At 53.3% G+C, this 13044-nt stretch carries 11 protein-coding genes and 2 pseudogenes; 10 read left to right on the top strand and 3 right to left on the bottom strand.

The annotated features are described in order from the left end of the window. Both V8L71_RS17220 and V8L71_RS17215 read left to right on the top strand, forming a co-directional pair. Window positions 1-939, top strand: a complete 939-nt coding sequence (locus V8L71_RS17220) for an acetamidase/formamidase family protein (protein WP_336269544.1) — start codon at window positions 1-3, stop codon at window positions 937-939. Window positions 940-1276: 337 nt separating this feature from the next. After that, window positions 1277-1465 (top strand): annotated as a pseudogene (locus tag V8L71_RS17215) (IS3 family transposase); the annotation flags it as partial. A gap of 69 nt (window positions 1466-1534) precedes the next feature. Here V8L71_RS17215 and V8L71_RS17210 read toward each other — a convergent pair. Together V8L71_RS17210 and araD1 are read right to left on the bottom strand one after the other, a co-directional pair. Next, window positions 1535-3112, bottom strand: coding sequence for an aldehyde dehydrogenase (NADP(+)) (locus V8L71_RS17210; protein WP_336274904.1), 1578 nt, complete (start codon window positions 3110-3112; stop codon window positions 1535-1537). A gap of 23 nt (window positions 3113-3135) precedes the next feature. Then, a complete protein-coding gene (araD1, locus tag V8L71_RS17205; protein ID WP_336274903.1) occupies window positions 3136-4122 on the bottom strand; it encodes an AraD1 family protein in 987 nt (328 codons plus the stop codon). A 249-nt stretch (window positions 4123-4371) separates the two neighbouring features. Between araD1 and V8L71_RS17200 the strand changes: the two genes are divergently transcribed. From V8L71_RS17200 to V8L71_RS17165, 8 genes and pseudogenes are all read left to right on the top strand, one after another. Beyond that, window positions 4372-5382 (top strand): TRAP transporter substrate-binding protein, encoded by a 1011-nt coding sequence (locus tag V8L71_RS17200; RefSeq protein ID WP_226938611.1) that lies wholly within the window; start codon window positions 4372-4374, stop codon window positions 5380-5382. Between the two features lie 67 nt (window positions 5383-5449). After that, window positions 5450-5989: a TRAP transporter small permease gene (locus tag V8L71_RS17195; protein WP_193063331.1), complete on the top strand. Its 540-nt coding sequence runs from the start codon at window positions 5450-5452 to the stop codon at window positions 5987-5989. After that, window positions 5986-7260: a TRAP transporter large permease gene (locus V8L71_RS17190; protein WP_290696127.1), complete on the top strand. Its 1275-nt coding sequence runs from the start codon at window positions 5986-5988 to the stop codon at window positions 7258-7260. The genes V8L71_RS17195 and V8L71_RS17190 overlap by 4 nt, the downstream gene beginning before the upstream one ends. Window positions 7261-7310: 50 nt before the next feature. After that, a complete protein-coding gene (locus V8L71_RS17185; protein ID WP_290696128.1) occupies window positions 7311-8495 on the top strand; it encodes an alpha-hydroxy acid oxidase in 1185 nt (394 codons plus the stop codon). Window positions 8496-8529: 34 nt separating this feature from the next. Beyond that, window positions 8530-9483, top strand: a complete 954-nt coding sequence (locus V8L71_RS17180; protein WP_336269539.1) for a 2-hydroxyacid dehydrogenase — start codon at window positions 8530-8532, stop codon at window positions 9481-9483. 107 nt (window positions 9484-9590) lie between these two features. Next, window positions 9591-10268 (top strand): GntR family transcriptional regulator, encoded by a 678-nt coding sequence (locus tag V8L71_RS17175; protein WP_336269538.1) that lies wholly within the window; start codon window positions 9591-9593, stop codon window positions 10266-10268. 212 nt (window positions 10269-10480) lie between these two features. Then, window positions 10481-11113: an Rpn family recombination-promoting nuclease/putative transposase gene (locus tag V8L71_RS17170; protein ID WP_336269537.1), complete on the top strand. Its 633-nt coding sequence runs from the start codon at window positions 10481-10483 to the stop codon at window positions 11111-11113. Between the two features lie 3 nt (window positions 11114-11116). Then, window positions 11117-11477 (top strand): annotated as a pseudogene (locus V8L71_RS17165) (IS5 family transposase); the annotation flags it as partial. A 93-nt stretch (window positions 11478-11570) separates the two neighbouring features. Here the strand turns inward: V8L71_RS17165 and V8L71_RS17160 are convergent. Beyond that, window positions 11571-12734: an alpha-hydroxy acid oxidase gene (locus V8L71_RS17160; protein WP_336269536.1), complete on the bottom strand. Its 1164-nt coding sequence runs from the start codon at window positions 12732-12734 to the stop codon at window positions 11571-11573. Window positions 12735-13044 lie beyond the last annotated feature (310 nt).

Here is a 13044-nt window from a genome sequence, read left to right as displayed (position 1 = left end):
ATGACGTTCAAGACGATTCATGACGTTCATCATTGTTTTGATCATAGCATTGCGCCCGTTGAAACGATTAGTTCCGGCGATACTCGCCATTTCGATATTCTCGATGCTAGCGGAGGCTTGATTGCGCGTGACAGCAAGGCCGACATCATCTCGCAATTGCCCCACGATGCCTTGAACCCTGTTTGTGGTCCGCTATTTATTGAAGATGCAGAGCCAGGCGACGTCATTGAGATTGAGCTACTAGATTTTGAACCTGGTGGATGGGGGTGGACTGCGCTTATACCCGGATTTGGGTTGCTGGCGGAAGACTTTACAACACCGTGGTTGAAGATATCTGAGTACGATAGTGAGTCGGTGTACTTCCATGATGATATCGTCATTCCGTTCCGCCCCTTCGCAGGTACCATCGGTTTGGCACCCGCTGAGCCTGGTTCGCATTCCATTGTTCCGCCACGTTTGTGTGGCGGTAATCTAGATATCCGTGACTTGGTGAAAGGCGCCAAACTCTATTTACCTGTTCAAGTGCCGGGCGGTCTTTTAAGTATTGGTGATACGCATGCATGTCAGGGCGATGGCGAGGTGTGTGGCACTGCAGTTGAGACGCGCATGGCCGCTAAGGCGACACTTAGACTACACAAGGGCGACAGTATTCCCGGCCCTATGTTTGACATGCCCGCTGTTGCTAGCGACAACCATAATGAAGGATATATTGCCACTACGGGCGTGGGTGCTGATCTGATGCAGAGCGCAAAAGATGCGGTCCGTTTCATGATTGATCGGTTGAGAAAGAAAGCTGGTATGGACGAAGCAATGGCTTATGCACTTTGTAGCGTAGCCGGGCAACTCAGAATCAGTGAAATTGTTGATCAACCGAATTGGGTGGTGTCTTTCTACCTACCTAAAGCAATCTTCAAGTCGCGTAGTCTCAAAGCTATCTAGTCGATATGGGTCATTTGGCCGGGTTTATTGCTCGGCCAAAATGGAATGCTAGCTATGGGTATGACGCCAGCCTCGCTGGATACTGAGCCCGACTGACCCGCTGTCGGCCCCGCCGTTGCCCGAAGCTGCATCTCAATGGTGAGCTGTTCGAACGGGTGGCAAGTACCTGCTGCGCAAGTACTGGTCACCTGAGCAAATAGCCCGCACACTGAAGCGTATGTTTCCTAATAACACTGACCGCCACATCTCCCACGAAGCCATCTACAACGCGCTTTACCTCTTGCCGCGCGGCTCGCTCAAGAAGGAACTGATTGCCTGTTTGCGTCAGGGTGAAGGTAAACGACGCCCTGGCAGCTATGGCGGTGGAAAACCAGCTGTTGTATCACCCAACCATTTAGACCATCAGTTTGAAGTAACAGCGCCAAATGTTGCTTGGGTGACGGACATCACTTACATCCGAACGTACGAAGGCTGGCTTTATTTAGCGGTGGTTATCAGAGTGCGGGGGTTTTCGCGCACTCTGATAAAACAAGGGGCAGCCCATGGCCGCCCTCTACTGACAGCCTGCGAGGTAGGCCGCTTTCCACGGGGTTGCTTACGCTTCGCGTTTGCCATCCACCAAGCGCGACAGCTGCCATGGGTTGCCGTCCTTGAGCGGCTCGGGCAATAGCCCTTCCGGCAACGCCTGGTAGCACACCGGGCGCAGGAAGCGGAAGATCGCAGCACTGCCTACCGAGGTGGTGCGGCTGTCGGAAGTCGCCGGGTACGGCCCGCCGTGAACCATGGCGTGGCACACCTCGACCCCGGTTGGCCAGCCGTTGGCGAGAATCCGCCCGGCCTTGCGCTCGAGTACCGGCATCAGCGCCTTGGCCGCTTGCAGATCGCCGTCGTCCATCTGCAGGGTAATGGTCAACTGGCCTTCGAGCTGGGCCGCGACACGCTTTACTTCATCCTGGTCGGCACACTCGATGACCAGCGAGGTAGAACCGAACACTTCTTCTTGCAGCTCGGTCTCGTTCAGGAAGTCGTTCGCCGTGGTGACAAACAGCCCCGCCTGGCACTGGTTGGGCGACTCGCCCACCTGGCCACGTGCGGCTTCACGCACCTTGCTGCTGTTGGACAGCTGGCCAACACCCTGCTGGTAAGCATCGTAGATGCCCGGCGTGAGCATGGTCTGGGGCGCGCTGCCCTTCACGCCTTCTGCAGCGGCCTTGACGAAGGCATCGAGCTCGGCGCCCTTGACCGCAATCACCAGCCCAGGATTGGTGCAGAACTGGCCTGCACCCATGTTGAGCGAGCCGACGAAGCCTTCGGCGATCTGCTTGCCGCGTGCCTTGAGCGCCTCGGGCATCAGGAACACCGGGTTGATCGAGCTCATCTCGGCATATACCGGGATCGGCTGCGGACGCGACTGAGCGGTCTTCATCAGCGCGGTACCGCCGCTCCGCGAGCCGGTAAAGCCCACCGCCTGGATACGCGGGTCGGCGACCAGCGCCTGGCCGATCTCGCTACCCGAACCGAACATCAGCGAGAAGGTGCCTTCAGGCAGCCCGCGCGCTTTCACTGCACGCTGTACCGCACGGCCGACCAGTTCGGAGGTGCCGGGGTGGGCGGAATGGCCCTTGACGATCACCGGGCACCCGGCGGCCAAGGCCGAGGCGGTATCGCCGCCGGCCACCGAGAAGGCCAGCGGGAAGTTGCTGGCACCGAACACCACGACCGGGCCCAGGCCGATATGGCGCTGGCGAAGGTCGGCGCGCGGCATCGGCTGGCGGTCCGGCATGGCCGGGTCGATGCGCACGTCGAGCCATTCGCCGGCACGCACCACGGAAGCGAACAGGCGCAGCTGGCCGCAGGTACGGCCGCGCTCACCTTCCAGGCGGGCCTTGGGCAGGCCGGACTCGGCCATGGCGCGCTCGATCAGTTCATCGCCGATGTCCTCTATCTCGCTGGCGATGGTCTCGAGGAATACCGCGCGCTCCTCGAGAGAAGTCTCGCGATAGGTGGCGAAGGCCGTCTCGGCGAGCTCACAGGCACGCTCGACCTCAGCCTTGGTACCACCCAAGTAGGTCGGCTCGAGGATCTCGTTGGTGGCCGGGTTGATGGCGTTGATGGGCTTGGAACTGCCGCTGACGGCGTCCTGGCCAATGAGTAACTTGCCTTCCAGGGTCATGTCGAACTCCTTGCTGTTTGCTGTCAAAGCGATTTCACGTCGATAGGCGCGCTGTCCGCTTCAAAGCGTAGTGGATTGCGCAACGGACGGCCGAAATCGGCGAGGCTGATCTCGAAACGGTCACCCTCGCGGGTGCGAATGTCATCGGCGAAGCTCAGCGTGGCGGTGCCGAAGAAATGCACATGCACGTCGCCGGGCCGACGGAAACCGACGTATTTGAAGTGATGGTGCTCGAGGTTGGCCAGACTGTGCGCCATGTTGGCCTCACCGGTGAGGAAGGGTTTCTCCCATACCGTCTCGTTGTCACGCACGATACGGCTGACCCCCTCCAGATGCGTAGGCAGTTCACCTACCATTAGTTCGGGGCCGAAGCTGCAGGCCCGCAGTTTCGAGTGGGCCAGCCACAGATAGTTGAAGCGCTCGGTGACGTGGTCGGAAAACTCATTGCCGATAGCGTAACCCACCCGCCACGGGTGGCCGTCATCGCCAATCACATAGAGCCCGGCCAGCTCTGGCTCCTCGCCAGCGTCCTCGGCGAAGTGCGGCACGGGGATCTCGGCCTCGGGGGCCACCACGCAGGCGCCGTCGCCCTTGTAAAACCATTCCGGCTGGGCACCGGGGGTGCCAGCCAGGGGCTTGCCGCCCTCGACTCCCAACTTGAACATGCGCATGGAGTCGGTCAGTTCGGATTCGCTGACTTGCGTCTTGGCATGCATGGCCGAGCGCGTGTCCGCGCTGCCCAGGTGGGTGAGTCCGGTGCCGGTGACCAGGCAGTGAGCCGGGTCCGGATGGGTCAGCGGGGGCAACAGGCTTTTTTCGTCGATCAACTGGGCATAGTCGAGCCGGGTCTCGGTCGCTGCGGCTTCGACGATGTCGGCCAAGGAGCGCCCCGCGGCGATGGCGCGGCGGGCCAGGCTGTAGGTATCTGCATCGAGCAGCCGAACTTGGCTGTCACTTTCGACCTGGGCGGCATGCACCTGGCCTTGATATACACATTGAATCAATCGCATGCGACCTCCGTTGGTTAGGTTCTCAATGACGCGTCGATGCCGAATCAGCCAAGCAAGGCCAAAAGGCCTACGGAAGACCCATCGGTTATGACTAAAGTCTAGATGAAAATAGATTCTAGTATACTAGTATATCTCATTGTGAAATAAGCTCAACCGATCGATCCGGTGAGCGTTGCAGCGCTGAGTGCCAGTTGAAACTTGTCAGGCATAGGCATCGGATAATATCAATATAAAATTAAGGGTCTTAGCATGAGTGAGTGTAATTTGGTGCAGGCAAAGAAAGGATTCGTCCTGCTAGTCACGGCTTCCGCAATGATGATTGCTTTGGATTCTCAGGCTCAAAGCACAGCCACAATTAAGGTTGCAAATTACTTTGCCGAAGATCATCCACAAAACGTCGCATTGCGGGAACATTTCAAGACATCAGTGGAAGAGAATTCCGACATGTCTGTGCAGATATTTCCCAATAGCGAACTGGGAGATGAGCGCCAGTACACTAATGGCGTGCGAAACGGCTCTATTGAGATGGTCGTTGCTGGCATGGGTCTCCAAACGGCAGAACCCAAGATTGGCTTTACCGAATGGCCGTTTCTTTTCGAAACATACGATCAGGCCAACACTTTGCTAAATGGTGTAGTCGGTGACGAAATCGAACCGCTGTTCCGCAAGCTAGGTACGGAACCGCTAGGTTGGACAGCGAACGGCTTCCGAGTGGTCTCGAGCAATCGTCCGATCACTAGCATGGAGGACTTCGAAGGGCTTCGTATGAGGATGCCTAACCTTGCAATGTATGTAGATGTTGGCCAGGCACTGGGCGCCAACGTGCAAACGCTGGGTTTCTCGGAAATCTTTACGGCGCTGGAGCAGGGGGTCGTTGATGGTCAGGACAATCCTTATGCCACGCTTTACAATTCCGGTTGGTATGAAGTTCAAAGCAACGTTCTTGAAAGCCGGCACATGTTCAGCCCCAATATTTACCTCATGAATAAGAAGTTCTTCGATAACTTGAGCGAAGAGGACCAGGATGTCATCAAGCTAGCTGCCGAAGAAGCGATGGAAATGGAATGGCAGCTCATGCAGGAGTCTGAAGAAGACATCAAGGCCAAGCTTAAAGAGGAAGGCCTGACTATTCATATGCCGAGCGATGATTTCCGCCAGAACATGGTCGATGCCATGGATCCTCTCTACGAAGATTTTTATGAAGAGTATGACTGGGCTAAAGACCTGGTAAACAAGGTAAGAACCTACTCGGAGCAGTAACGGTGTGCGGAGCCATGCCTGAAGCATGGCTTCGTAATAGTAGTCCCCCCATCCCCGAGAAGCCGTTATGAATTTTAAGTTATTGAATGCTTTAGAGCATCTACTCAAGGGAACGATTTTCGTATCGCTAGCCCTGATGGTAATTTTCGTTTTTCTGAACGTAGTTCTGCGCTACATGTTCAATAGCGGGCTGGCCTGGTCGGGCGAGGTTGCTCGATATTTATTTGTGTGGATCATCTTTTTGGGCTCGGTGATCGCCGTTAAGGAACAGAGCCACCTTGGCGTAGACATCCTCGTCAGCAAGCTTAACCTGTCTGTGCAAAAGATTTTATATACAGTCTCGACAGTATTAATTGTGGGTGTGCTAGCTCTTGCGCTTGATGGCTTGCTCGGGCTCATCGAATTGAACGCAGGGATAGGTAGCCCGACATCTGATATTCCAGTGAATACCTATTACTACGCTGGCGCAGTTTCTGTCGTACTCATGTCGATCATCTTTGTGATCCATACGGTACGTTTTGTTTTATTCAACAAGAGTGCGCCGCCATGGGCAAATTTGCCCAGCGACCATAAAGAGACGGAAAAAGCTATGGAGGAAGAGTCATGATCTGGCAGTTTTTGCTGGTACTGTTCTCGTTGCTGCTGATCGGGATGCCTGTTGCCTTCGCTATGATGATTGCTGCATCGGTCATGTTGTTTCTCGTAGGTATTTTCAACACGAGCACATTGGCAGAGTATCTTATTACCGGTGCCAACAGCTTTTCCCTTATGGCGATACCGTTCTTTATCCTTACCGGGGAAATCATGAACGCGGGAGGTGTCTCGAAGCGAATTGTCGATTTTGCCTCCTCCTTAGTGGGGCATTTCCGCGGTGGCCTAGGTTATGTAGCAATCATTGCCGGTGTTGTGTTTGCTGGTCTGTCCGGCTCGGCCGTTGCCGATACCGCTGCACTGGGCGCTATTCTGATCCCTATGATGGTTGCTCAAGGTTACAATAAAAATAGTACTACGGGCTTAGTGGCGTCGGTAGGCATCATTGGTACAGTCATTCCCCCCAGTATCCCCATGATTCTGTACGGCGTAGTGGGTGGTGTATCTATTACTCAACTATTCATGGCGGGCATCGTCCCTGGGCTCATTATGGCCATGGGCATGATGCTGGTTTGGTATCTGTTATCAAGAAAGACAACAGCCGGCCGTGTTGAGAAGGCAACCGGACGCGAGCGCCTGCACTATTTCTTGCGTGCTTTCTGGGCGCTATTGCTACCGGGCATTATTATCATAGGGTTGCGCGGCGGCGTATTCACGCCGACCGAGGCTGGCGTGATCGCCGCCGTATATGCGCTGCTTATCAGCTTCGTCTACCGAGAGATCAAGGTCAGTCAACTTTATGATGTACTGGTCGGGACGGCGAAAACAACTGCAATTGTGATGTTGATCGCCTCTGCTGCAATTGTTACTGCGTATGCAATTACGGTGGCCCGTGTACCTGCGGAACTGGCAACAGTACTCGGAGGTATGACCGAAAACCCGACCGTCATGTTGCTGATTATCATGGCCTTCCTGCTACTTGTCGGTTGCGTAATGGATATGACTCCCGCAGTTCTAATTTTTGCGCCGGTGCTGATTCCTGTAGTTGAAAGTTTGGGCATCGATCCGGTCTATTTCGGTGTCCTCATGGTTATCAACCTGTCTATCGGATTAATTACTCCGCCAGTCGGAACTGTGCTCTATGTGGGCTGCAGTATAAGTAAAATAAGTTTGTTAGATATAACGAAAGGTATATGGCCGATGTTGGCAATGTATTTTGCGGTATTGATCAGTTTCATACTTTTCCCGCAGATAGTTACTGTTCCCATGGAATGGTTGTCAAAGTAGGTAAGCACTAATCAACTGATCAGAATTAACCAATATATAGCAGGTATAAAATGGATAGGTGTGCTTACTCAGGATTGAATTACCGCAAGGCTGTCAATGTCGAGGAGCTACGTGCGATTGCCAAGCGTCGTCTACCTAATTTTGTCTATGAGTATATTCATGGCGGCTCAGACGATGAAGTGACTCTTGAGCGTAATCGTGCGATCTTCGACAAGTATTACTTTACTCCCAGAACGCTAACGAAGGTTAGCAAGCAGCGCAGCCTGGAGACGTCAATTTTTGGTAAAAAAATTTCTATGCCAGTGCTGATCGGGCCTACCGGCTTCAATGGCATGGTGACTAAGGATGGTGATACGAAGTTAGCTAGGGCAGCGACACACTACGGTATTCCTTTTACCCTCAGCAATGCCTCGACCACCTCCTTGGAAGACATCTCTAAGATAGATGGCCTATGGCATTGGATGCAGATTTATTTCTATCGCAATCGTGATTACGTTAAGAAGTTAGTCGAGCGCTGCAAGGAGGCCAATTACGATACGATCGTTGTTACTACCGACAGTGCTATATTTGGTAACCGTGAGTGGGACAGAAGAAACTATTCACGACCTTTAGTGCTAACTATGAGAAACAAGTTGCACGTGTTAACCAAGCCGCGCTGGCTCAATGATGTACTAATTCCCGATGGCATACCTCAATTCAAGAATCTTGGCGACCTGCTGCCTCCTGGCGAGACGTCGGTAAAGGGCGCAGCCGCTGTGTTAGGCCAACAGCTCGATCCTTCGCTTAACTGGGATGACATCCGTTGGCTCCGGGACGAGTGGAAGGGCCGGCTTGTCATAAAAGGTATTCTGTCTGTCGAAGAAGCAGCCACCGCAGTAGAAGTCGGTGTCGACGGGATCGTACTCTCGAACCATGGCGGGCGTCAGTTGGATTACTCCGTTTCCCCGATGGAGCTAATTGCCGATATCAGAGCAGAAGTCGGGAATCAGCTCGCCATACTCGTCGACAGTGGCTTCCGACGTGGCAGCGATGTCCTGAAGGCCCGGCTATTGGGAGCCGACGCTGTGTTACTCGGCAGAACCACACTCTATGGCTTAGGGGCAGGTGGCCAGGAGGGCGCTGAGCATGCATTGAACATCATCCGTGAGGAGATGGATCGAATACTCGGCCTCCTAGGCTGTAACGACCTCTCGGAACTCGATTCTGCATCTCTAATGGTGTCATCGTCTCGTTGATGTTTGCCCACTTTCCATCAGCATGGAACTAGTTATGGATACTCAAAACATTCCGAATGTTCTTGTTTTTGGCCCCAAGTCCCCCGATATTCTTGAGGCAATAAGCGAATTCGCGAATCCTATCGCCTACTGGCTGCATGGCTCTCTTGAGGCGTGTCTTGAAGCTTGTGAAGGCAATTTCCGTGCCGTGGTGAATACAGGAGAACAGCAAGTAAGCGCCGAACTTATGTCGCGGCTGCCTGCGCTGGAAGTCATAAGCTGCTTTGGGGTGGGGTATGACGGTGTCGATGTCGGCGAGGCCTCCCGGCGTGATATTGCCGTAACTAACACGCCGGATGTATTGACTGAAGATGTCGCCGATCTAGCAGTGGGGCTAACGCTTGCGGTAAGGCGTAATATCGTTGCTGCGCACAGATACGTTTGTGACGGCTCCTGGGAAAGGCAAGGCCCCATGGCGCTCTCAGCTCAGGTCAATGGCAAGCGTGTTGGCCTGGTCGGCCTGGGGCGCATTGGCAAGGCTATCGCTCGCAGGCTGCAGGCGTTTCAGTGTATTTTGCAATATTATGCAAGCACTGAAAAACCTGAGTTGCCATATCGCTTTTATAGTGACTTGGTTCGACTTGCTGAGGAGAGTGACATTCTAATCGTGACATTGCCGGGCGGTGCTAACACTGACAAGATCATAAACCGTGAGGTCATGCTTGCTCTAGGCAACACTGGCTGTCTGGTCAATGTCTCACGAGGCAGTGTGATTGACGAAGATAGTCTTATCGAGCTTCTCGAGACCGGAGCCTTGGGGGCGGCAGGTCTTGATGTCTTTCGCAACGAGCCACATGTGCCCGAACCGCTAAAACACATGCAAAACGTCGTTCTGCAGCCACACGCCGGAAGTGGAACTTGGGAGACCCGTTTTTCCATGCGTGATTTGGTGGTTGAAAATTTGCGCTGCCATTTCAAGGGGTTACCATTAATAACGCCGGTTAACTAACTAGTGAGATATTGATGATAGCCTTCGTTTCGTACTTGAGTGGCTTGCTATAGTCACTTAAGCGAAGCTGATATCGGTGAATTTATGGCCCTGCTGGAATATTGAGTATGAATATAATGAAGAGCAATCAAGCAGTCTCTACGAGCAGCTTCGCATACGCCACTATACGTGACAGGATAATTAACCTGTCTCTGAAGCCGGGAGAAAAGATTTCGGAAAAAGAGCTTGCTGATGAATTCAGTCTTAGCCGGACGCCGATACGGGAAGCGATGATCCGGCTCCAGTATGATGGCTTCGTGGATATCCTTGCACAGCGGGGTACTTACGTCACGCCAATTAAGAAGGATACTGTGATGGCGGCGCATTACGCGCGTTCCACACTTGAGTGTGCCCTAGTCCAGGATGCAGCTAGGCAATGTACTGAACAGCAGATCATTGATCTGAAGATAAATCTTGATGAGCAGGAAGCTGCCTGTCGTAGAAAGACCTACCTTGACATCGAGCGCCTTGACGAAGAACTACACGCTAAAATAGCGGAAGCAGCCGGTTATAGTGCAGTATGGGACGTTATTTATCCTGTACGTCTACATATCAACCGTGTACGGATGCTATTTCTTGAAGAGCAGCGTATTCCATCCATTATCAGTGAGCATGCTGCCTTGATAAGTGCCATTGAGTCTCGCGAACCGGCACAGGCGCTAGATGCCATGCAAATTCATCTCTCTTATATTCAGACGAACCTAGCCAAACTGGCTGATGCTTACTCGGAATATATTAATAGCTAGTAGGGGATTGAAAGTTAATACCTAACAGGTCGCCGCACACAGAAGTACAGTGTTTCCCTCCCGTCAGGTTGCGCGGGGTCGGTGGCCGACAGATTGAAACTACGCACCGGGATAAGCCCCAGAGATAGAACTAATCGGCCGCAATTTTTTCCACTGCGCTGAGCCCGCCTTTTTCATCGGGGGGTGAACGATCGTTTTGAATCTACAGCGAATTGCTCAAAAATAAAGTTATCACCCCCGGCCAAGGCCTGCCGCCAGTGTTTCCGGTCGTCCTCCACAACGGCTCGAAACCTTGGACGGCACCGCTGGATATCTACGAGATGGTTACACCGGAACCGCCGGGCTTTCTGCAGGTCTACCAGCCCCACCTACGCTATTACCTAGTCGATGAAGCGCGCTATCCTAATGACGAATTGGGCTTGCGCCAGACGCCGTTGAGCGGAGTGTTTAGTATCGAGAAAGCCTCTACTGACCGACAAGGGTTACAGCAGGCGGTCGATCGGATTGTGGCGATTATTCAGGCCGATCCGAACAAAGAGCGTATCGACAAGATCATTACCCGCTGGTTAAAGCGCCATCTACAGCGGCTCGGAGCTGACGTAAACTTAGATCAGCTCAATAGTTTGGTAAAGGATAAAGGTATGTTGGCAGAGAACCTAGAGAACTGGGCTCATAAAGAGCGCCAGAAGGTTTTGCAGGAAGCTGAGAAGAGAGCATTTGAAAGCAAACGTAACGCAGCCCGCAAGCTGATAGCGCTGACCGAAATTAACGATCAGCTGATCGCAGAGATTGAAGAGCTGCCGATTGAAGAAGTGGAAAAACTACGTGCCGAGACTCAGCACTGATTCCACGGACTCCCCAACGCCTTCAGGATAACGGGAGGGAAGTACAAGACAGCACACAGGCTCAGGCGTTGATAGACAACCTGCCGACAGAAGAGGCGCTGATAGCTGACAAGGGCTATGACAGTGAGCGTATCCGTGAGCAGGTCGAAGCAAAGGGCATGCGCCCCGTGATTACACGAAAGCGCAATTCAAAAAAAAGAATAACAGTTTAGACAAAGGGTTATCTCGCTATCGGCATCTCGTCGAGAACGCGTTTGCCCGATTGAAGCCGTATCGCGCGATAGCGATGCGGTATGACAAACTCAAACGAAACTACGAAAGCATGGTGGCCTTGGCCTGCGGTTTTTTACGGCTACCCATGTGAAAGGTCAACAGGCCCTAACCGACAGTTCTAGCCTGAAAAGAGATTTGTAGGTTCCTAAACCACAATCTCTTTTCAGAAAACTGATTCTAACAATCAGTGATTTAGCCGCCGTAACAAATCGGGGGTCAATTTCTCCACATCTGTTATACCAAGCAGCGCCATGTTGCGCTCTATTTCGCTACCTAGAAGCATGGCAGCCTTTTTCACACCGGCTTCACCAGCGACACTGGCCGCATAGTTAAAGGGACGACCAATAAACACAAAGCTTGCACCTAACGAAAGTGCTTTGAGTACTTGGCTACCGCGTCGAAAGCTGCCGTCGATCATCACCGGCACTGCTCCAGCGACCGCCTCCAGCACTTCAGGCAACATAGTGAGTGGGGCTACAGTGCCATCGAGCTGTCGGCCTCCATGATTGGAAACTATTAAACCATCGGCACCCGCGCTAACAGCACGCCGTGCATCGTCTGGGTGCAGAATACCTTTTACCACTAGATTACCTTTCCACCGTGTCCGAACCTGATCGAGCGTCGACCAATCAAGATGCCGGCGGCCAGAAAAATCACGATTGACGTTCTTTGCCAGTACCGGCACACCACGTGTCGCCGCATTATTTTCGAAATGCGGAACACCGTGATGCCACAATGTCTTCAGAAAAGTGCCGAATAGCCATCGCGGCCGCACCAAGCCATCCCAAGCTAGCCGTAGACTTGGGCGTAATGGCGAAGAGAAGCCCGCACGACGATGATTCTCAGGATTCGGTGGTACAGCGTAGTCCACGGTGACCACCAGATTGGTAAATCCGGCCTGCTCAACACGTGCCAGCAAGGCGTCGATTTCCTCCGGGGTTCCGGGAAGGTAAGCCTGGAACCAATCCGAGCCATTTGTCCCCGAAAGCTCTTCCATGGGGATCAACGATGTACCACTGACAATCATGGGGATGCCGCTGTCTGATGCTGCTTGTGCCAGTACCTGGTCTCCCCGATAGGCAGTTAGGGCGCTAATACCCATGGGTGCTATACCAAAAGGGTAGGCATAGCGGCGGCCAAGGAGCTCGGTTTCAGTCGACACGCCAGAGACATTCACTAATGCGCGCGGAAGAAATGCGTATTGATCGAAGGCTTCATGGCTTGAGCGGGCAGTGCTGCCGTCTTCAGCCACACTCGCCACGTAACCGAACAGCGGTCGTGGTAGGTGGCGCTTAGCTGCTCGCTCGAAATCGTCAAGACTCAAGATGTGTTCTAAGCGATGAGGCATCATGCCTCCTTAGTATCAGCAGTAACCCGACGCCAAGCGTCTTCATTCACAGCATTGAGAGGACCGCTTCCGGTTAGCGCTCCCAATAGGTTATCGACTGCCAACTGAGCCATAGACTCACGGGTTTCATGGGTCGCAGAGCCTATGTGTGGCGTCGTCACGACATTGTCCATGGCTGCCAGAGGCGAACGGTGATTTTCAACCCAGTTGTCCAAATGGCTGAGCTTAAGCAGCCTTTTTATTACGCTCGATTTCCTTCACTTTTCCTGGGTTAAGCGACACTGAACCAGTGACCCCCCAGTTTCGGGTG

Origin of the sequence: Vreelandella indica (assembly GCF_037070225.1) — a bacterium.
GTDB classification, from domain to species: Bacteria; Pseudomonadota; Gammaproteobacteria; order Pseudomonadales; family Halomonadaceae; genus Vreelandella; species Vreelandella arctica.
The sequence above is the reverse complement of the archived record's forward strand: the minus strand, read 5'-3'. Positions and strand labels throughout refer to the sequence as shown.